Annotated in this window: 21 protein-coding genes and 2 pseudogenes; 14 read left to right on the top strand and 9 right to left on the bottom strand. The window is 74.2% G+C overall.

The genetic code is table 11. The features are described from left to right. Positions 1-44: 44 nt before the first annotated feature. The 4 genes from ACXR2U_RS22565 to ACXR2U_RS22550 all read left to right on the top strand — a co-directional run bounded on the left by ACXR2U_RS22565 (position 45) and on the right by ACXR2U_RS22550 (position 3885). Positions 45-1520, top strand: coding sequence for a phytoene desaturase family protein (locus tag ACXR2U_RS22565; RefSeq protein WP_458827341.1), 1476 nt, complete (start codon positions 45-47; stop codon positions 1518-1520). A 66-nt stretch (positions 1521-1586) separates the two neighbouring features. Next, positions 1587-2105: a SigE family RNA polymerase sigma factor gene (locus ACXR2U_RS22560; protein WP_458827340.1), complete on the top strand. Its 519-nt coding sequence runs from the start codon at positions 1587-1589 to the stop codon at positions 2103-2105. Then, on the top strand, positions 2102-2977 hold the full coding sequence (locus tag ACXR2U_RS22555; protein ID WP_458827339.1) for a hypothetical protein: 876 nt from the start codon (positions 2102-2104) through the stop codon (positions 2975-2977). Before ACXR2U_RS22560 ends, ACXR2U_RS22555 begins: the two co-directional genes overlap by 4 nt. Continuing rightward, positions 2974-3885, top strand: coding sequence for a DUF4349 domain-containing protein (locus ACXR2U_RS22550; protein ID WP_458827338.1), 912 nt, complete (start codon positions 2974-2976; stop codon positions 3883-3885). Before ACXR2U_RS22555 ends, ACXR2U_RS22550 begins: the two co-directional genes overlap by 4 nt. Positions 3886-3967: 82 nt before the next feature. Here the strand turns inward: ACXR2U_RS22550 and ACXR2U_RS22545 are convergent, their stop codons facing one another. Then, the gene (locus ACXR2U_RS22545; RefSeq protein WP_458827337.1) at positions 3968-4465 is read right to left on the bottom strand and encodes a CDP-alcohol phosphatidyltransferase family protein; all 498 of its coding nucleotides are present in this window, start codon (positions 4463-4465) and stop codon (positions 3968-3970) included. 85 nt (positions 4466-4550) lie between these two features. Beyond that, positions 4551-5441 (bottom strand): methylenetetrahydrofolate reductase [NAD(P)H], encoded by an 891-nt coding sequence (gene metF, locus ACXR2U_RS22540; protein WP_458827336.1) that lies wholly within the window; start codon positions 5439-5441, stop codon positions 4551-4553. A gap of 24 nt (positions 5442-5465) precedes the next feature. Here metF and crtI point away from each other — a divergent pair, with 24 nt between their 5' ends. From crtI to ACXR2U_RS22520, 4 genes are all read left to right on the top strand, one after another. Further along, complete coding sequence (gene crtI / locus ACXR2U_RS22535; RefSeq protein ID WP_458827335.1) at positions 5466-6986, top strand: phytoene desaturase family protein; 1521 nt, start codon at positions 5466-5468, stop codon at positions 6984-6986. Positions 6987-6988: 2 nt separating this feature from the next. Continuing rightward, a complete protein-coding gene (locus ACXR2U_RS22530; protein WP_458827334.1) occupies positions 6989-8233 on the top strand; it encodes an FAD-binding domain-containing protein in 1245 nt (414 codons plus the stop codon). 83 nt (positions 8234-8316) lie between these two features. After that, on the top strand, positions 8317-9009 hold the full coding sequence (locus tag ACXR2U_RS22525; protein WP_458827333.1) for a hypothetical protein: 693 nt from the start codon (positions 8317-8319) through the stop codon (positions 9007-9009). Between the two features lie 86 nt (positions 9010-9095). Further along, positions 9096-10094, top strand: coding sequence for a phytoene/squalene synthase family protein (locus ACXR2U_RS22520; protein WP_458827332.1), 999 nt, complete (start codon positions 9096-9098; stop codon positions 10092-10094). On the opposite strand, the pseudogene ACXR2U_RS22515 reads toward ACXR2U_RS22520, so the two are convergent. The 5 genes and pseudogenes from ACXR2U_RS22515 to ACXR2U_RS22495 form a co-directional block, all read right to left on the bottom strand. Next, a pseudogene (locus tag ACXR2U_RS22515) lies at positions 10069-10221 on the bottom strand (lycopene cyclase domain-containing protein); the annotation flags it as partial. The gene ACXR2U_RS22520 and the pseudogene ACXR2U_RS22515 sit on opposite strands and share 26 nt — an antisense overlap. 56 nt (positions 10222-10277) lie before the next feature. Next, the gene (locus ACXR2U_RS22510) at positions 10278-10625 is read right to left on the bottom strand and encodes a lycopene cyclase domain-containing protein (RefSeq protein ID WP_458827331.1); all 348 of its coding nucleotides are present in this window, start codon (positions 10623-10625) and stop codon (positions 10278-10280) included. A gap of 7 nt (positions 10626-10632) precedes the next feature. Continuing rightward, the gene (locus ACXR2U_RS22505; protein ID WP_458827330.1) at positions 10633-10956 is read right to left on the bottom strand and encodes an Rv2175c family DNA-binding protein; all 324 of its coding nucleotides are present in this window, start codon (positions 10954-10956) and stop codon (positions 10633-10635) included. A gap of 4 nt (positions 10957-10960) precedes the next feature. Next, on the bottom strand, positions 10961-11746 hold the full coding sequence (locus ACXR2U_RS22500) for a class I SAM-dependent methyltransferase (protein WP_458827329.1): 786 nt from the start codon (positions 11744-11746) through the stop codon (positions 10961-10963). Between the two features lies 1 nt (position 11747). Continuing rightward, positions 11748-12164 (bottom strand): VOC family protein, encoded by a 417-nt coding sequence (locus tag ACXR2U_RS22495; protein ID WP_458827328.1) that lies wholly within the window; start codon positions 12162-12164, stop codon positions 11748-11750. 50 nt (positions 12165-12214) lie between these two features. Between ACXR2U_RS22495 and ACXR2U_RS22490 the strand changes: the two genes are divergently transcribed. Together ACXR2U_RS22490 and ACXR2U_RS22485 are read left to right on the top strand one after the other, a co-directional pair. Then, positions 12215-12721, top strand: a complete 507-nt coding sequence (locus tag ACXR2U_RS22490; RefSeq protein WP_458827327.1) for a mycothiol transferase — start codon at positions 12215-12217, stop codon at positions 12719-12721. A 45-nt stretch (positions 12722-12766) separates the two neighbouring features. After that, entirely contained in the window at positions 12767-13804 is a 1038-nt protein-coding gene (locus tag ACXR2U_RS22485; RefSeq protein ID WP_458827326.1) for a metallophosphoesterase family protein, read from the top strand. Between the two features lie 10 nt (positions 13805-13814). Here the strand turns inward: ACXR2U_RS22485 and ACXR2U_RS22480 are convergent, their stop codons facing one another. Further along, positions 13815-14711, bottom strand: a complete 897-nt coding sequence (locus ACXR2U_RS22480; RefSeq protein WP_458827325.1) for a spermidine synthase — start codon at positions 14709-14711, stop codon at positions 13815-13817. A 98-nt stretch (positions 14712-14809) separates the two neighbouring features. Here ACXR2U_RS22480 and pknB point away from each other — a divergent pair, with 98 nt between their 5' ends. Continuing rightward, positions 14810-16909: a Stk1 family PASTA domain-containing Ser/Thr kinase gene (gene pknB / locus ACXR2U_RS22475; RefSeq protein WP_458827324.1), complete on the top strand. Its 2100-nt coding sequence runs from the start codon at positions 14810-14812 to the stop codon at positions 16907-16909. Beyond that, on the top strand, positions 16906-17352 hold the full coding sequence (locus ACXR2U_RS22470) for an SET domain-containing protein (RefSeq protein ID WP_458827323.1): 447 nt from the start codon (positions 16906-16908) through the stop codon (positions 17350-17352). Before pknB ends, ACXR2U_RS22470 begins: the two co-directional genes overlap by 4 nt. A gap of 171 nt (positions 17353-17523) precedes the next feature. Here ACXR2U_RS22470 and ACXR2U_RS22465 read toward each other — a convergent pair whose 3' ends face one another. After that, on the bottom strand, positions 17524-18153 hold the full coding sequence (locus tag ACXR2U_RS22465) for a TetR/AcrR family transcriptional regulator (RefSeq protein WP_458827322.1): 630 nt from the start codon (positions 18151-18153) through the stop codon (positions 17524-17526). A gap of 92 nt (positions 18154-18245) precedes the next feature. Between ACXR2U_RS22465 and ACXR2U_RS22460 the strand changes: the two genes are divergently transcribed. Further along, positions 18246-18995, top strand: a complete 750-nt coding sequence (locus ACXR2U_RS22460) for an SDR family NAD(P)-dependent oxidoreductase (protein ID WP_458827321.1) — start codon at positions 18246-18248, stop codon at positions 18993-18995. Between the two features lie 65 nt (positions 18996-19060). Then, positions 19061-19281 (top strand): annotated as a pseudogene (locus tag ACXR2U_RS22455) (aminoglycoside phosphotransferase family protein); the annotation flags it as partial.

Here is a 19281-nt window from a genome sequence, read left to right as displayed (position 1 = left end):
CGCGGCGACCGGCTGACCTGGCGCGGCCGGGCGGTGGTGGGCTGCTGGCCCGCTCGGTCGTGATCGGCGCGGGCCTCGGCGGGTTGGCCGCCGGCGCCCGCCTCGCCGCACTCGGGCACGCGGTGACGGTGCTCGAGGCGTCGGACACCCTCGGCGGCAAGCTCGGCTGGCACGTCGAGACCGCACCCGCCGGCCGCTTCCGCTACGACACCGGACCGTCCCTGCTGACCATGCCCGCGGTGTTCGAGGAGCTCTTCGCGGCCACCGGCGACACCCTCGACTCCACCCTGCCGGTGCGCCGGCTGTCCGAGCAGATCCGGCACCGCTTCGCCGACGGCACCGAGCTCACCACCTCCGCGGACCCCGAGACCACGTTCGAGCGCATGGACCGCGCGTTCGGCGGTTCCGCGGCCGACGACTGGCGCGAGCTGCTGGCCCGGGGCGGGCGGATGTGGGACCTGGTCGGCGAGCGGGTGGTCCGGCGACCGTTGCACCTGCCAACGTTGATCCGGTCGAGCGCGTCCGACCTGCGAACCGTTGCACCTGGCACCAGTCTGCGGCGTTTCGCCAAGCGGCTGCTGCACGATCCCCGTCAGCGGATGATGCTCGAGCGCTACGCCACGTACACCGGGTCCGACCCCCGCCGCTCCCCCGCCACGCTCGCCACCATCCCGTACCTCGAACAGGCCGAGGGGATCTGGTACGTCGACGGCGGCCTGCACCGGCTGGCCGACGCGCTCGCGGCACGGATCCTCGAACGGGGCGGGCAGATCCGCACCGGCGCGGCCGTCGAGCAGGTCGCCGTGGCCGGCGGGCGGGCCGACGGCGTGCTGCTCACCGACGGGTCACGGCTGCCGGCCGATGTCGTCGTCAGCGGGATCGACGCCCACCGCCTCTACCGCTCCCTGGTCCCCGACGTCGCCCGCGCGCCGTTCGCCGACTCGCTGTCGGGCTTCACGTTGCTGCTCGGTGTCCGCGGTCGCACCCCGCACCTCGCCCACCACAACGTGTTGTTCGGGTCGACCGACTACACCGACGAGTTCGACGCCGTCTTCGGCGCCCACGCCCGGGTGGTGCCCGACCCGGTGATCTACGTCAGCGCCCCCGACGACCCGGCGGTACGACCCGCCGGGCACGAGGCGTGGTTCGTCCTGGTGAACGCCGCCCGGCACGGCACGGAGGGGCGGCCGGGCACCCTCGACTGGGACACCCCCGGCCTCGCCACCGCCTACGTCGAACGCATCCTCAACCTGCTGACCGATCGCGGCATGGCCGTGCGCGAGCGGCTGGTCTCGGTCGCGCACCGCACGCCCGCCGACCTCGCGCGGCGCACCGGCGCGCCCGGCGGGGCGATCTACGGCGCGGCCGACCACGGGTTGCGGACCACGCTGCGGCGGCCCGGCTCGACCTCGCCGCTGCGGGGCCTGTTCCTCGTCGGCGGCTCGGTCCACCCCGGCGGGGGGCTGCCGCTGGTCGCCACGTCCGCGGCGATCGCGGCCACCGCGATCGGACCCGCCTGACCTCGCGCGCCCACCCGTGGAACCCTGACGCCGGTCCACCGGGTCTGTCGGGGCGTGGAGGTGCTGATGGAACGCGTACGGGACGACGCGGAGTCCGCCGACGACGCGTTCGACGCGTTCGTGCGCGAGAACAGCAGGAGCCTGCACCGCACGGCCTATCTCATGACCGGTGACCGCGAACGGGCGCAGGACGTCGTCCAGACCGCGTTGGCCAAGCTCTACCAGGCCTGGCCCCGACGGGCCGAGTGGGAGCACCCGCTGGCCTACGCCCGCCAGGCCGTCGTCAGCACGGTGCTGCGCAGTGCCGAGCGCCGGTGGTGGGGCGAGAAGCCCACGGAGCACCTGCCGGAGCGGGCGGGACCGGGTACCGACCACGACGACGTGACGGCCGACCGGGACGAGCTGCGCCGCGCGCTCGCCGCCCTCCCGGTGCGGCAACGGTCGGCGGTGGTGCTGCGGTACTACCTCGACCTGTCCGAGGCGGCCACGGCCGACGCCATGGCCTGTCCGCCCGGCACCGTGAAGAGCCTGACCTCGCGTGGCCTGGCGGCACTGCGCACCAGCCTCACGGAGGCGAACGCGTGACCGACGACGACTTCGAACGCTCCCTGCGCGCCCGGCTCGGCGACCTCGCCGCGGGCGCTGACCACGACCTCGACTGGGACGACCCGTTGCCCGAGGCCCGCCGACGAGCCGCCCTCCCCGACCCGGACCCGGCCGAGGTCGTGCCGATCGGCGCGGCCCGTTCGCGACGCCGTCTGCTCCCGGGGCTCGCGGTGGCGGCCGTGGTCCTCGCCGTGCTGGTCGGCGGCGGGTTCGGTGTCCGCGAACTGGTCCGGAACACCGGCGTCAGCGCGTCGAGCGCGGCCGGCCAGGCTGCGGCGGGCGGTGACGCCGGTGCCGAGTCGGCGCCGCCCCCCGAGGTGTGCGTCTCCTCGGAGCCGACCGGCTGCCCGGCCGCGTCGTCCCGTCCGACGTCCGGCGTGGCGGCCGGGCCCGGGGCACCCGGTCCCGCGCCCGGCGGCACCGACACGGCGGGGTGCGCGACGCAGGGCGCAGCGACCTCGAACGGTCCGCTGGCCGGGATCGCGGCGATCCGCCCGAACGGCATCACCGGCTCGCGCGCCACCGCCGGCGGCTCGGCCGGCATCCCGTACCAGCTCACCTTCGGCCGGGGCGGGGGCACGGCCGAACTGCGCGCCGCCCGCGCGGTGTGGGTGCAGGACGGCCAACTGTGCGCGGCCACCGGCACCGTCGCGTCCGGTGCGATCTCGTCGGTGCCGGTCGAACCCGGCGCCGGCGTCAACGGCTCGTCGGTGTTCGCCGCCGTCGACTCCCGCGGCGAACCGCTACCCGCAGGCGAGTACCTCGCGGTGATCGTGATCCCCTACCGCTACGGAGGTTCCGCGATGTCGCAGCTGGTCAGCACACCGGTCACCGTGACGGTGACGCCGTGAGGACCCGGATCACGGTGACCCTCGCGGTCGTCGCCGCGGCCGTCGTGACCTTCTTCCTCGTCGCCGGCGCGGCGGGAGTGTTCCGCGGCAGCCCCGGAGGCGCTGACAGCGAGGACGGCGCCTCGGCCGCCGGCGTGGCCGCACCGGCGGCCGCCAGCGCCGCACCGGGCGCGGGCTCTGTTGCAGCGGGCAACGATTCCGGGACCGACCTCGGTCAGGCGGGCACGGTCGCCGCGCGCGACGTCGTCCGCACCGCCCAGGTGCGGGTCACGGCCGACGACCCGATCGCCGCGGCCACCCGCGCGGAGGCCATCACCCGAGCTGCGGGCGGGCGGGTCGAGCAGGACACCCGCGACACCTCCGCCCACCTCGTGTTGCGGGTCCCCGCCGACCGCCTCGACGCGACGCTCGCGCAGGTGGCCGGGCTCGGGAGGCAGACCTCGAGCGAGGTGCAGGGCGACGACGTCACCGCCCAGACCGCGGACCTCGGTGCGCGGGTGGAGGCCCTGCAGACCAGTGTCGACCGGCTGCGGACCCTGCTGACGACCTCGGGCAACCTCGGCGACCTGCTGTCGGTCGAGACCCAGCTGACCCAACGGCAGGCCGAGCTCGAGTCGCTGCAGGCCCAGCAACGCACCCTCACCGACCAGGTCGCCCTCGCGACCGTCACCCTGGACCTCGTGCCGCCCGCGGTCGCGGCCGCGCGGAGCGAACCCACCGGGTTCGGCGGTGCGGTGGCGGGCGGTTGGCACGGGTTCACGGTGGTGGTGCAGTACCTGCTCGCCGCCCTGGGCTACGCCCTGCCGTTCCTGCTGCTCGGCGCCGTGGTGGTCACCGCGGTCGTGGTCGTCCGGCGCCGCCGTCGGAGCCCACCGACGCCGTCCGATCCCACCCCCTCCACGAGTTGATCAAGGAGGCGTGGTCGTCACCGTCGGCGTGTCGCGCGACCACACCTCCTTGATCAACTCTCGAGACAGAGCGGGTTCGTCGTCACCGCCGACGCGCCCGGACGAGCTGGACCAGCGCGACGGCGGCGAGGGCGTCCCACACCACCGCCGCGACCACGGCGGGCCACCGGCGGCCGGTGACGGCCGACGCGGCGTCGCCGAGCGCACCGCAGACCACCCGGGTGGGGCGTTCGGCGACCGTGACCACGGGTGTGCGCCGGGTCAGCTCGAGGGCGAAGGTGAGGGCGAGGCCGGGAGCGACGACCGCCCACGGGGCGCCAGCCCGGGTCAGGACGACGGCGGCCGAGACGTCGGCGACCCGGTCGGCCGTGTGGTCCAGCCGCGCGCCGTACGACGACTGACGGTCGGTCAGCACCGCCACGGCACCGTCGACGCCGTCGAGCACCGACCCCGCCACGAGCAGCGGCCAGCGACGTCCGGGCGGAGCCGCGGTGGCGGCCACGGCGGCCGCGGCCGACCCGACCGTGACGACGTCAGGTGAGACCCCCGCCGCGGCCAGCGGGCGGGCGAGCCACCACATCAGCCGCAACCAGCCGCCCAGGACGCCGCCCGGACCGTCGTCGGTTGCGAAGCCCGGGTGGCGGGCCTCCCACCGGGCCGCGAGGTCAGCGGCCGACGGAGGTCCCGAGGTTCGCCCACACGTCGCGGGTGGCGGTCGAGCGGTTGAAGGTGATGAAGTGCAGGCCGGGCACGCCTTCGTCGAGCAGGCGCTGCGCGAGCAGGGACGCCTGCTCGATCCCCAACGCCCGGACGGCCTTCTTGTCCTCGGCGACGGCCGCGAACGACGCGGCGAGCGCGGGCGGGAACGGGGCACCGGAGAGCTTCGGGGCGCGCTCGATCGTGCCCATCGTCGTGACGGGCATGAGCCCGGCGATGATCGGGATGTCGCAGCCGGCGTCCACGACCCGGTCGCGCAGCCGCAGGTAGTCCTCGGCCTCGAAGAACATCTGCGTGATGGCGTACTCGGCGCCGGCGCGGCACTTCTCGACGAACCAGCGGGTGTCGTCCTCGACCGTCTCCGAGCGCGGGTGCTTGTAGGGGAACGCCGCCACGCCGACGGTGAACGCACCGGCCCGGCGGACCAGGTCGACCAGCTCCGAGGCGTACTCGACGCCCTCGGGGTGCTTGACCCACTCGCCCTCGACGTCGCCCGGCGGATCGCCGCGCAGCGCGAGGACGTCCACGACCCCGGCGTCGGCGAGCCGGCCGATGATCGTGCGCAGTTCGGCCAGGGAGTGGTTGACGGCGGTGAGGTGCGCGACCGGCAGCAGGGTGGTGTCGGTGGCGATCTTCTCGGTGATCGCGATGGTGTTGTCGCGGGTGGTGCCGCCGGCGCCGTAGGTGACCGAGACGAAGTCGGGCCGCAGCGATTCCAGCTCACGCACGGTCTTCCAGAGCCGGGCGGTGTCCTCGGCCGTCTTGGGCGGCAGGAACTCGAACGAGAACGACGGCCGGCCCGAGGCCAGGACGTCGCGCACCGTACGCGGGGAGGTCACGGCGGCGAGCGTACTGTTCTGAACGTGTTCAGGCCTGGTCGAACGCCCGCCCGGGTCACGGGCCGCACCGATCGTGTCGTCGTCATCGGCGCGGGTCTCGGCGGGCTCGCCGCCGCCCTGCACCTCGCCGGCGCCGGGCGACAGGTCACCGTCCTCGAACGCGAGGCCGTCCCCGGTGGCCGCGCCGGCCGGCTCGAACTCGGCGGCTACCGCTTCGACACCGGCCCGACCGTCCTCACCATGCCCGAGCTGGTCGACGAAGCCCTCGGTGCCGTCGGACAGAAGCTCGAGGGCCGCGTGCGTCTGCACCGCCTCGACCCGGCCTACCAGGGCCGGTTCGCCGACGGGTCGCGCCTGCACGTGCACACCGACGTCGACCGCATGGCCGACGAGATCGGTGCCCAGTGCAGCAGTGCGGACGCCGCCGGTTACCGCGAGCTGGTCTCCTACCTGACGAAGATGTTCGACGTCGAGATGCCGCACTTCATCGCGCGCAACCTCGACTCCCCCGCGTCGCTCGTCGGCCCCTCCCTGCTGCAGCTGGTGCGCATGGGCGGGATGCGCAAGCTGTCGTCGGTCATCGGCGACTTCGTGCAGGACGAGCGGCTGCGCCGGATGTTCTCCTTCCAGGCCATGTACGCGGGACTCGCCCCGGCCGACGCCCTGGCCATCTACGCCGTCATCACCTACTTCGACTGCGTGTCCGGCGTGTACTTCCCCGAGGGCGGGATGCACGCGATCCCCCGGGTCATGGCCGAGGTCGCCCAGGAGGCGGGCGTCGACATCCGGTACTCGACCCCCGCCCGCCGCATCGAGGTCGCGGGCGACCGCGCCACGGCGGTCGTCACCGCGGACGGGGAGCGCATCCCCGCCGACGTCGTGGTCCTCAACGCCGACCCGCCGCAGGCCTACCCGGCGCTGCTGCCGGCCGAGTACGTCCCGCGCCGCTTCCGGCCCACCGGGCCGACCCGGCTGCGCTACTCGCCCTCGTGCGTGGTCATGCACACCGGTTCGTCGAAGGTGTACGACGACCTCGGCCACCACACGATCTTCTTCGGCCGGCAGTGGGAACGGACGTTCAGCGAGATCATCGACGACGGCGTCCCGATGTCCGACCCCTCGTTCCTCGTCACCTCGCCCTCGCACACCGACCCGGCGCTCGCGCCCGACGGCCACGCGACGTACTACACGCTGTTCCCCTCGCCCAACCTCGACCACCGCGACCCGATCGACTGGCGCACCGCCGGCCCGCGCTACCGCGAGCACATGCACGCCACGATGCGCGCCCGCGGCCTCGAGGGGTTCGAGGAGGCGACCGTGGTGGAGGAACTGGTGACGCCGTCGGACTGGGAGGCCATGGGCCTCGCCGCCGGCGCCCCGTTCGCCGCCGCCCACACCTTCGCCCAGACCGGGCCGTTCCGCCCCGGCACCGTCGACCCCCGCATCGGCAACCTGCTGCGGTGCGGTTCGGGTGTGCAGCCGGGTGTCGGCGTGCCCATGGTGCTGGTGAGCGGCAAGCTCGCCGCCGAACGCGTCACCGGCTGACCGTGGCGGTCCTGCCGGTCCCGCCGCCGCCCGAGGACGGCCCCGAGGCCGTCGTCGCCTGGGTCGCCTCCCACCTCGGCGATCTCACCCTCGAGGGCCCGCACGGCGTGCGCCCCGGTGGCCACCGGGGTGGACAAGCTGCGGCCGACGCCGCCCTGGCCACCCTCGACATCGCGGGGTACGCCCGCTCGCGCAGCACGGTCCTGCCCGAGGGTCGACGTGGTGCGTCCCGCCTGTCGCCGTGGATCCGACACGGACTGTTGCAGTTGCCAACAGTCTGGAAGGCGGTGGCCGACGCCCCGCCGCGGGACCGGACCCGTTTCCGCGACGAACTGCTGTGGCAGGAGTTCGCCCGCCACCTCTACGCCCGGGTCGGCACCCGCAACGGCGAACCGTTGCGCAGTGCACCACCGGTCGCGGCGCCGGCCGTCGACGCGCCGTGGTCGGCTGCCGACCCGTGGCCCGCGGCCATGCGCTGCATGGAGCACACGGTGGGCGAACTGCACGACGACGGCTGGCTGGTGAACCAGACCCGCATGTGGCTGTCCTCGCAGTGGGCGGTCCGCGCCGGCGCGGACTGGCGGGCCGGCGAGGACGAGTTCTTCACCCACCTGCTCGACGGGTCCCGGGCGGCCAATCGGCTGGGCTGGCAGTGGACGGTCGGCACCGGCAGCGCCAAGGCCTACGGGTTCTCCCGCTGGCAGGTCGAGAAGCGGGCTCCCGCCCTGTGCCGCTCCTGCCCGCTCCGCGACGCCTGCCCGATCCAGGACTGGCCGCCGGACCAGCGCCTTGGCCGCGTCGACGACGCTCCCGACCTCGGTCGCGCCGAGATCCCGACCGGGCCGGCGGAGGTCGAGGGATCCGGCGGTGACCGGGTGTGGCTCACCGCGGAGTCGCTCGGCGACGACGACCCGGCGCTCGCGGCCGACCCGGACCGGCCGGCGGTGTTCGTGTTCGACGCCCCGCTGCTGGCCCGGTTGCGGCTGTCCGGCAAGCGGCTCGTGTTCCTAGCCGAGACCCTGGGCGACCTCGCCGCGCGCCGCCCGGTCGAGGTCCGCCGAGGCGATCCGGTCGCCGAACTGGCGGGGATCCCGCTCGCCACGACCTGGGCGCCGGTGCCGGGCTTCGCCCGCCGGGCCACCCGCCTCGACGTCGTCGAGACGCACCCCTGGCCGTGGCTGGTCCGCCCCCGCCCGGCGTCGGTGCGGTCGTTCTCGGCGTGGCGGCGCGACGTGCGCGCGTCGTAGCCGTCACGACAGGACTCGCCCGCCCCCCTACGGTGAGCGAGCCGGTCGGCCACCGACCGACCGCCGCCCACCGGAGGTACCCCGTGACCGTTCGTGCCCGCCGCACCCTGCTCGCGCCGCTGACTGCGGCGGCGCTCCTCGTCGGCGCGGGGCTCTGCGGCCCGGCCGCCGCCGCCCCGTCCGCGGCCGAGGCCCTCCCGGGCGCCGGGTACTCGGTACCACTGTCCGAGGTGGCGCACACGGTCGTCGCCAAGTTCCGCGTGCCGCGCGTGGTGTGCCCGCCGCACGGCGGCGGGGCAGGCTTCCTCGTCACCGTCGAGGGAGGCGGAGCGGACGACCTGCTCGGCGTCGGCGTCGTGGGGCTCTGCGACGCGGGGCGGCCGAGGTACCAGATCCAGGTCCAGGGGTTCCCGACCGCCCCGCCCCCGGCACGCGTGAGGCTGGACGACCAGATCAAGGTCACCATCACCACGACCCCCACCGCCGCGACCCTGCGCATCGACGACGTCACGGCGGGGTCGAGCGGTTCGCTGCAGCGGGCACCCTTCACACCCGTCGGCGCGCTGGTCGCGGTGGCCGGCGGTCAGAGCGGATCGCAGACCGCGCACGTACGCGAGGCGACCTTCAGCGCGGTCACGGTCGACGGCGCTCCCCTCGCTGGGCCGAGTGCGGTGGCCCACGACGGCGTCGACGGGAAGGGCCGGACGGTGCTGACCACCTCGGCTCTCACGGCCAAGGGCGGGTTCACCGTGCGGTACGTCAAGCCCGCGACCTGACCCCCCGCTCGGTCCGGCCACGGCGCGACCGGCCGGGGTGACCCCGTTCCCACGGCGGGGCGGGGGCGTCGGGGACGATGGGCGGCGTGAGCGCCCGGTCCGAACTCGACGCCGCCGGGATCACCGACCCGGCGCTCCGCGACGGCTACCGCAAGGCCCGGGTGCTCAACGCCCGGCACGGCCGCACCTACTACCTCGCGACGGCCCTGCTGCCCCCGGAACGCCGCCCGCACGTCCACGCCCTCTACGGCTTCGCGCGCTTCGCCGACGACATCGTCGACGCGTTCGATGGCACCGACGCCGAGCGGGCCGACCGGTTCGAGGCGTGGAGCCGCGACGTCCTCACCGACCTCGAGTGGGGCGCGAGCAGCGATCCGATCGTGCGGGCGACCATCGCCACGGTGCAGCACTTCGACATCCCGGTCACCTACTTCGCGGACTTCCTCGACTCGATGCGGGCCGACCTCACCGTCACGTCCTACGTCACCTACGAGGACCTGCGCGGCTACATGTGGGGGTCGGCGGCGGTCATCGGGCTGCAGATGCTGCCGGTGCTCGGGCGGGCGTCCGACGACGTGCGGTGGGACGTGCTGGAGGGTCACGCCATCGAACTCGGGCTGGCCTTCCAACTCACCAACTTCATCCGCGACGTCGCCGAGGACCTGCGACGTGGTCGCGTGTACCTGCCCGAGACGTCGCTGGCGCAGTTCGGCGTCGACCGTGACCGGCTCGCCCGCGGCGTGGTCGACGAACCGATCCGCAACCTGCTCGCCTTCGAGATCGAGCGGGCGCGGGAGCACTACCGGGCGGCGGCGCCGGGTATCGACCTGGTCTCGCCGTGGAGCCGCGACTGCCTGCGCACGGCGTTCGACCTCTACGGCGGGATCCTCGCCGAGATCGAACAGCGCGACTACGACGTGTTCAGCGAACGCGTGTCCGTGCCGCTCCGCGACCGGCTGGAGGTCGCCGGTCCCGCACTGGTCCGTGCCGTCCGAGCCAGACCCACACCGACAACGTCAGCACGATCATGGCGAACCCGAACAGCAGGTCTTCGACGGGCGCGTACACGAGCCGCAGGCCGGTGATGTCGGCCGGGTCGTAGCGCACGATCGGCACGCCGGTGAACACACCGTTCACCGCCAGCTGGAACACCAGCATGATCGCGTACGACACCCAGAACGCCCTGCGCAGCAACAGGTTCGTACGCAGCACGGCCAGGTCGACCACCGCGGCGCCGAGCACGCCGATGACCGCGAGGGCCGTGTAGCTCACGGCCGGTCCGCCGGGGGTTCGTCGCCGATGGTCCACGTCGGCCGGCAGCGACGCACGGCCTCCAGCGTGAGCACGGCGCACACCGGGACGACGACGAAGAACAGCAGCTCGTCGAGCGGCAACCGGCCGGGCAGCAGGACCGTGGTCATCCACCTCTGCTCGTAGGTCCAGTGCCCCGCGTGGATCGCGTAGAAGTCCCAGACGACGAACACCACCACGGTCGGGGCGAGCGCGAGCAGCAGCCGCCGCCACCGGGCGTAGACGTGCACGCGCAGCACGATCTCCAGCGGGGCGGTGCCGAGCAGGCACAACGCCAGCACCCCGACGTAGAGCGCGTGAGTCATCGACCGCTCAGAACGCGGCCGACTGCGCCCGGCGCTTGATCTCGGTGCCCCGGTTCGAGCGCAACGCGTCGATCGGGGTGCCGGGCAGGGTGTCGTCCTCGCGGAACAGCCACGCCACGATCTCGTCGTCGCGGTAGCCGCCGTCGCGCAGCAGGGTCACGACGCCGGGCAGGTGCTTGACCGGCGCGCCGTCCTGGACGAACTCGGCGGGGATGCGGGCGCCCTCGGGGGTGTCGACCGCGACCAGGTGTCCGTCGCGCACCTGCTGGGCGACGCGGGTGACGGGCAGGTCCTGGGCAGCCGCGACCTGGGCGTAGGTCTGCAGGTCCACCCCCTCAGCCTAGGAGGCCCGACCCGACGACGACCCGTGTGGTGTAGTCGATCCCCACCACGCCGCCGTGCGCGTCGATCGCCTCGGCGAGGGTCGCCAGGAGCGGTCCACGCACCTCGGGCGCGAGGGTGGCGTGGTCGCTGAACGTCGACACCATCCGGATCCACCGCTCGGTCGACAGTTCCGCCCGCCACGGGACGGCGCGGGTGCGCACCGTCGCGCCCCGGTCGCGGAGGAACTGCTCGGCCGCCTCGGCGGAACGCCCACTGACCCCGCGCGAGACGGCGTCGGGCTGCGTGTCGGTGGCGAACCGCGCGTAGACCTCGTCGATGACGGCCTTCACCGCGGGATCCGGTTCGCCGACGTTCCACAGCAGCCACAGCTGCCCGCCCGGTGCGAGCAGGCGACGGGCAGCGACCAGTCCCGCCTCGGGCTCGATCCAGTGCCAGGCCTGGCCCACGGTGATCCGGTCGAACCTCTGGGACAGGTGGAGGCGTTCGAACGGACCGACGTGCACCGTCAACCCGGACCGGCGCGCCACCGCCGCCATGTCCTCGTCGACGTCCGAGCCCGTGACCCGGGCGCCCGCCGCCGTCAGCGCGCGGGCGAGGATCCCGGTGCCGGTCCCGACGTCGAGCACCCGCACCGGGTCGGCTGCCGAGGCCGGGTCACCGGTCAGGACGGCGGCGACGACCTCGTCCGGGTAGTGCGGGCGCACGGCGTCGTACTCCTCGGCGACCGCCCCGAACGACTCCGCCCGGCCCCGCAGTTCCCAGCTGCCCGCGGCCACGTCAGCCCACGAACACGCAGAACGGGTGGCCGGCGGGATCGGCGAACACCCACAGCGGTTCCTCGGGGTCGTCGGTGCGGTCGAGCAGCACCGTGGCGCCGAGGGCGAGGGCGTGGTCGTGCACCGCGGTGAGCGCCTCGACGTCGGGAACGGTGGTGTCGAGGTGCAGCTGCTGCGGGACCGGCGTGTTCTCGGGCCACGACGGCGTGGGGAGCGTGTCGACGCGTTGGAACGCCAGCCCGACCCCGCCCTCGGAGTTCTGCAGCACCAGCCACCCCTCCTCGTCGGCCGGCACCGGCGGCTCGTCGCCCGGCCGGTACGTCCACCCCAGCAGCTGGCGGTAGAACTCGGCGAGTCCGCGGATGTCCACGGCGTCGAGCACGATCTGGCGGACGTGGGGCACCACGGTGTCGGTCATGCCCCGACACCGTAGGCGCGGTGTCCGACACCGTCCGTACGGTGACCGTCATGGACGTCTCCGCGGTGCTGCAGGACCTGTTCGGCCGGGTCGACGAGCTGGTCCCCGAGGTGCTCGAGGGCCTCGACGAGGAGACGCTCGCCCGCCGTCCGGACGGCGTGGGCAACCCGATCGGCTGGCTGGTGTGGCACCTGACCCGCGTCGAGGACGACCACGTCGCGCGGGCGCTCGGTCTCACCCAGCTCTGGGACGAGGGCTGGCGCGAGCGGTTCGCCCTGGACCTCGACCCGCACGCCATCGGCTACGGGGCGGGCGACGCCGAGGTCGCCGCCGTCCGCACCACCGCCGACCTGCTGCGCGGCTACCACGAGGCCGTCGGCGCCCGGACCCGCGAGGTGGCTGCGGGTCTCGACGCCGCGGCGCTCGACCGGGTGGTCGACGAACGGTGGACCCCGCCGGTGACCCTCGGTGTCCGGTTGCTCAGCGTGGCGTCGGACTGTCTGCAGCACCTCGGTCAGGCGGCCTACGTCCGCGGCCTGATCGCCCGTTCAAGCTGACCGGACCTTCACCTTCCGGACATCTCACCAGTACATTCCGGGGCTGTGGCCCGCTCTCCCGCCTCCGCCCGTCCGCTGGTCGCGGTGCTCGCGGCCGCCGCGCTCGCCCTGACCGGTGTCGTCAGCGTCCCGGCCGCCGCCACCACGCCCGTGCCCGACGCATCCGAGGGCGCCGGGCCCGGCGTCCGCGGTGACGGCCGGTTCGTGTTCGCGGTCCTGCCGGACACCCAGCAGGAGGTGCTGAAGCAGGAGAACGTCGCGCGGTTCACCCAGCGCATCCAGTGGCTGACCGACCACGCCACACCGCTCGACCTGCGTTACGTCACGCACTCCGGCGACGTCGTCGGGTGGGACACCTCCGACCACGTCCAGTACCAGCGGACCCGGGCCGGGGTGGACCTGCTGGACGCCAGCGGCATCCCGTGGTCGTTCTCGATCGGCAACCACGACACGTTCGCGGTCGGTCCCGGCGGCGGCGCCCGTCCCGGCGGCAACGCCTCGGTCGACGTCCGGGTCACCACGACCTTCAACGCCTTCTACGGCGTGGGCCACGCGGACGCCCTGCGCGGCACCTTCGAGCCGGGCAAGATCGACAACTCCTTCAGCACGTTCCGGGCCGAGGGCACCCGCTGGCTCGTCCTGAACCTCGAGCTGTGGCCCCGGACCGAGGCCGTGCGGTGGGCGCAGCAGGTGGTCGCGAGTCACCCGCGGCACAACGTCGTCGTCGTCACGCACGCGATGCTGAACGCCGACGGCACCGTGCAGGAGAACGACGGCGGGTACGGCGCGACCAGCCCCCGCTACCTGCTGGACAACCTGGCGCTGAGGTACGCGAACGTGCGGTTCGTGTTCTCCGGGCACGCGGGCACGTTCGCGAAGCTGGACCTGACCGGGGTCCACGGCAACCCCGTCAGCCTGGTGCAGACGACGTACCACAGCCTGACCGACAACCCGGTCCGCCTGGTCACCGTCGACACCCGCGCGAACACCTACTCGTCGGTGGTCTACGGCCCCTGGACCCGCACGCAGTACACCGACGGGTCGGCCACCAGCCGTCGGGCGATGGCCTGGATCCGGAGCTGAGCGGCCCGGTTCACCAGCCGCCGTCGACCCGCCAGGCCAGTTCCACCGGGTGGGGTGAGCGCAGCGGGTCCGCGTCGGTGAGCGGCTTGGCCGTCCCGACCAACGACGCGAGCTTGGTCCCGCTGACCACCGAGGTCGGGAACGGCGCCCCGTGCGCCCGGCGGGTGACCTCCTGCAGCGGCAGCGGCGCCCGCGAGGCCGCGACCACGAGGTTGCCGAAGCGGCGGGGCCGCAGGACGGCCGGGTCGGTGCGGACCAGCACGTGGCCGAACACGGCGGTGAGCCCCGCGAGGACGCGGCGCGTGTAGTCCAGCGGTGGGCCGTCGGCGAGGTTGAGCAGGAACAGCCCGTCCGGGCGCAGCACCCGCGCGACGTCGGTGAACGCCTCGAGGGTCGTGAGGTCGGCGGGGACGCGGCCGCCGGCGTAGGCGTCCAGCACGAGCAGGTCGGCCGAGGCGTCGGCGAGCGCGGCCACACCCGGACGTCCGAACTCCTGCCGCACCCGGATGCCCGAGTGCTTCGGCAGGGGCAGCCTCTGCCGGACGTAGCGGGTGAGCGCGCCGTCGGGCTCGAGGACGATCTGGGACGACCGTGGCCGGGTGTGCAGCACGAAGCGCGGGAAGGCGAACGCACCCCCGCCGACGTGGGTGGCGTCGAGGCGTTCCCCCGCCGGGCGGGCGCTGTCGAGGACGTCGACGAAGCCCTGGACGTACTCGAAGTCGAGGTAGGTCGGGTCGTCGAGGTCGACGTAGGACTGGCGGATCCGGTCGAGGGTCAGCAGCCAGCCGCCGGGCCGGTTCTCGTCGGCCAGCAGGTGCGCGATCCCGCCGTCGGTGCGCACCCCACCCTCGAGCAGGTCAGCCTCGTCGGCGACCGGTTCGAGCAGTTCGTCGTCGGCGTCACGCACGGTGCGACGGTACGGCGCGCCGGGAAACGGTCGAGCCGACCCTGAGACCCCGACGTGTCAAGCCCGGATGAAGCCCTCCACCCACCTAAGATCGCCTCGTGCGGACGGCTGTCGCGGACCCCTTGGTCGGGCGCGTCCTCGAGGGCCGCTACCGCCTCGGGGAGCGCCTGGCCCGTGGCGGCATGTCCACGGTCTACGTCGCCCGCGACCTCCGCCTCGACCGTGCCGTGGCCGTCAAGGTCATGACCAGCGACCTGTCGGCGGACTCCGCGTTCACCGACCGCTTCGCCCGCGAGGCCCGCGCCGCGGCCCGGCTCTCCCACCTGAACGTCGTCGGCGTGTACGACCAGGGGCACGATGACGGCCACGTGTTCCTCGTGATGGAACTGGTCGAGGGCAGCACGGTCCGCGACCTCGTGGTGGACCGGGGTGCGTTGCCGCTGCCGCTCGCGGTCGCCGTGATGGAGCCGATGCTGGCCGCGCTCGCCGCGGCCCACCGCGCGGGTCTGGTCCACCGCGACGTCAAGCCCGAGAACGTGCTGCTCTCCGATGACGGCCTGGTCAAGGTCGCGGACTTCGGCCTGGCCCGCGCCGTCGAGTCCGACGTCTCCTCGACCCGCACCAACCTCATGATGGGCACGGTCGCGTACTGCTCCCCGGAGCAGGTCACCACCGGCCACGCCGACGCCCGGTCCGACGTCTACGCCGCCGGGGTCGTGCTGTTCGAACTGCTGACCGGCCGGGTGCCGTACGTCGGGCAGAGCGCGGTCCAGGTGGCGTACCAGCACGTCCACAGCCGGGTGCCGGCGCCGTCGAGCCGCGTGCGTGGGGTCCCCGAGCAGATCGACGACCTGATCGTCCGGGCCACCGACCCCGACCCGTCGTCGCGCCCCGCCGACGCCGGTGCGTTCCTCGCCGAGCTGCACGACCTGCGCTCCACCCTGCGCATCCCGGTCACCCCGCTGCCCACCGGCCTGGGCCGGGCGCGCGCCCGGGTCGAAGCACCGCCGCCCGCCCCGGCGCCGTCGCGCACCGCCCCGGTCCGCCGTCCGGTGGCCGCCTCGGACACCACGGCCTCGATGCGGGCCGTGGCCGATCCCGCGTACGGCACCGCGACGTTCGGCCCCGACGCCGTCGCCGCCGCGGGCCGGCCCACCCACCACCTCGGAGACGAGTGGACCGGGGGGTGGGGACCCGGCGCCGCGCCCGGCCGACCGCGAGCCGCCACGTCGCCGCCCCCACCGCCGGTCGACGAGATCGACCCGGTCGCGGGCGACGCCGACGCCTACCCCGCCCGGCGCCGCCGTCGCCGGCGCCGCACCCTCGCGGTCCTGCTCGTCCTGCTCCTGCTCGGCGCAGCGATCGGGTACGGCAGCTGGTGGTACGCCGCCGGCCGGTGGGCGTCGATCCCCGACGTCGTCCGGCAGCCGGCGAGCGCCGCCACCTCGGCCCTGCGCAACGCCGGGTTCGAGGTCGGTGCCACCGACCAGGTGTTCAGCGAGACCGTCGACCCGGGCCTGGTGGTGGCCACCGACCCCACCGTCGGCGACCGCCGCACGCACGGCACCTCCGTGACGCTCACGGTGAGCCGCGGCCCCGAGCGCTTCGCGATCCCGACCACCGCGAAACTGCCGCAGAAGGACGCCGAACGGGTCCTCTCCACGCTGCCGGTCAACGTGTCGGTCGTGACCGCCCCGTCGGAGACCGTGCCCGCGGGCGTCGCGATCGGCACCACGCCGCCCTCGGGCCGGGAGGTCAAGCGCGACACCCGCATCACGCTGACGATCTCCAGCGGCCTGCCGGTCGTGCCCGTGCCCGACGTCACGGACAAGCCACAGGACGACGCGAAGTCGACCCTCGAGGCCGCGGGCTTCACGGTCACGTTCGGTGACCAGCAGTTCAGTGACACCGTGCCCGCGGGTGCGGTCATCAGCCAGACCCCGGCCGGCGGTGCCCCCGACATCCGGAAGGGGTCGACGGTCACGCTGGTCGTCAGCAAGGGCCAGGACCTCGTCACCATCCCGCGGATCAGCAGTGGCACCGGCGCCGAGGCCGCGACCTCGCAGCTGCAGGCGGCCGGGCTGACGGTGAAGGTCGACAAGCAGTACGGCGGCTACCTCGGGCTGGTCGTCGGCATGGACCCGAAGAGCGGCACGCAGGTCAAGCGCGGCTCCGTCGTCACCTTGACGGTCGTGTGAGCAAGCGATTCGCCGTCCGCCGCTCGGGGATCCACGGCAAGGGCGTGTTCGCGCTCGTCGACCTCCCCGCGGGCGTCGACCTGCTCCCCTACGGCGGCGACGTCCTCGACTGGGACGTCGCGCAGCAGCGCTACGACGACGCCGGCATCGAGAACGGCCACACGTTCTTCTTCGACATCGGCGACGGCCGGGTGATCGACGGCGGCTCACACGGCAACTCCGCGCGGTGGATCAACCACGGGTGCAACCCGAACTGCGAGGCGGTCTTCGAGACCGACACCCGGTTGATGATCCGCACCCGCCGTCGCATCCGCGCGGGCGACGAACTGCTCATCGACTACCGGCTCGAGATCGACGACCCCGACGACGCCCTCACCCTCTACGCCTGCGCCTGCGGCGCGAGGAACTGCCGCCACACCATGGCGTCCCTCGCGTCCGACTGACCGCCCGACCCGTCGACCCCCGACCCGTCGAACCCCGGACCGCCTGCGCCACCTCCCCGACCTGGTGAGTGGGCACTTACCCCCGTGAGTGGGCGGAAATTCCTGACCACTCGGACCCCGAGGTGACCACTCACCGGGTCCTGGGGGCGCGGGTCCGGACGGCCGCCCGCATCACGCGACGCGGTGGCTCGCGATGAGCTCGATCATCGCGTCGAGGGCGGTCTCGAGCGGGACGGTCGTGCGGCGGGTCTGGGTGAGCACCAGCCCGCCCTGCAGCGCGGCGAGCAGCGCGAGGGCGAGGAAGTCGGTGTCGGTGTCGGGGCGCAGCAGCCCGCGTTCGCGCATCGCGGCGAGGCCCGACCGCAGCGGGGCCTCCCACTGCTCGAAGCCGTCCACGAGGTCGGCGCGGGCGTCGGGGTCGTCGTCGGCGATCTCGGCCGCGATGGAGCCGATCGGGCAGCCGCCCGCACAGTGCCGCGAGCGTTGCAGCGTGACCAGCCGGTCCCGCCAGCGGCCCAGCGCCTCGAAGGTGTCGAGCGCGTCGAGTTCGGGCTGCTGGGCCGCGAGGACCGCGGCGGTCTGGTGGGCGATGACGGCCCGCATGAGCGTCTGCTTGTCGCCGAAGTAGTGGTACAGCTGCGAGGCGCTGACGCCGGCCTCGCGCTGGACGTCCTCCACGCCGGTCCGGGTGACCCCGTGCGCGAAGACGAGTCCGGACGCCGCCTCGACGATCCGGGCCCGGGTCGCCTCACCCTTGGCCGTCAGTCGTTTCGGGGCGCGGCTCGCGGTCGTGGTGGTCACGGGTGGAGCGTACGCCGTTCTGGAGTGGTGTCTCCAAAATCGACGCGGCAGTCTGGAGCAGTCACTCCACTCCTCGACCGAAGGACAGCCCCATGAGCACCGACCTCACCGGCACCACCGCGCTCGTCACCGGCGCCACCAGCGGCATCGGCCGCGCCGCCGCCCTGGGTCTCGCCGCCCGCGGCGCGCACGTCGTCGTGTCCGGTCGCGACGCCGGGCGCGGCGACGCCACCGTCGCCGCCATCCGCCAGGCGGGTGGCACCGCCGACTTCGTGCGGGCCGACCTCACCGACGCCGCCAGCGCCCGCGCCCTCGCCGCCCGCGCCACCGAGCTGGGCGGCGGCCACGTCGACGTCCTGGTCAACAGCGCCGGCATCTTCCCGTTCGGCCCGACCGCCGACACCACCCAGGACGACGTCGACGCCGTGCTCGCCGTGAACGTCACCGCGCCCTACTTCCTCGTCGGCGCCCTCGCCCCGGCGATGGCCGAGCGGGGCCACGGCGCGATCGTCAACGTCACCACGATGGTCGCCGAGTTCGGTGCCGCGGGGATGGGCCTCTACGGCGCGAGCAAGGCCGCGCTGGTCCTGCTCACCAAGTCGTGGGCGGCCGAGTACGGCCCGGCCGGCGTGCGGGTCAACGCCGTGAGCCCCGGCCCGACCCGCACCGAGGGCACCGCCGCCATGGGCGAGGCGCTCGACCAGCTCGCCGCCGCCGGACCGGCCGGCCGCCCCGGCCGCCCCGAGGAGATCGCCGAGGCCATCGTCTTCCTCGCCACCGACGCCGCGAGCTTCGTGCACGGCGCCGTGCTGCCGGCCGACGGCGGTCGCGTCGCCGTCTGAGCGGTCGACGCACGTAGCCGGGAACCCGGGTGACGCGCCCGGCCTCGGCCGCGAGGATGGACCCCGTGGCCGAGGTCGAGGTGGTCGTCGCCCACCCCGAGCGGGCGACGCTGCGGGTGGGCGACGTGTTCCTCAAGGTCGACGCCGACCCGGAGCGCACCGACGTCGAGGTGCAGGCCATGGCGATGGCGCCGCTCCCCACGGCGCCGGTGCTGTGGCGCGCACCGCCGGTCCTCGCCCTCGCCGCCGTGCCCGGCGCCCCGCTCGGCCGGCTCGGGCGGCCCTC

This window comes from Jatrophihabitans sp. YIM 134969 (genome assembly GCF_054456675.1).
This window is presented reverse-complemented; position numbering and strand designations above follow the sequence as displayed.

Coding starts and splice junctions, on each gene's coding strand:
- ACXR2U_RS22460 (WP_458827321.1), top strand. CDS start 18,246: ATGAGCACCGACCTCACCGGCACCACCGCGCTCGTCACCGGCGCCACC.
- ACXR2U_RS22545 (WP_458827337.1), bottom strand. CDS start 4,465: ATGTGGTGGCTCGCCCGCCCGCTGGCCGCGGCGGGGGTCTCACCTGAC.
- ACXR2U_RS22490 (WP_458827327.1), top strand. CDS start 12,215: ATGGACGTCTCCGCGGTGCTGCAGGACCTGTTCGGCCGGGTCGACGAG.
- ACXR2U_RS22495 (WP_458827328.1), bottom strand. CDS start 12,164: ATGACCGACACCGTGGTGCCCCACGTCCGCCAGATCGTGCTCGACGCC.
- ACXR2U_RS22560 (WP_458827340.1), top strand. CDS start 1,587: ATGGAACGCGTACGGGACGACGCGGAGTCCGCCGACGACGCGTTCGAC.
- ACXR2U_RS22510 (WP_458827331.1), bottom strand. CDS start 10,625: ATGACTCACGCGCTCTACGTCGGGGTGCTGGCGTTGTGCCTGCTCGGC.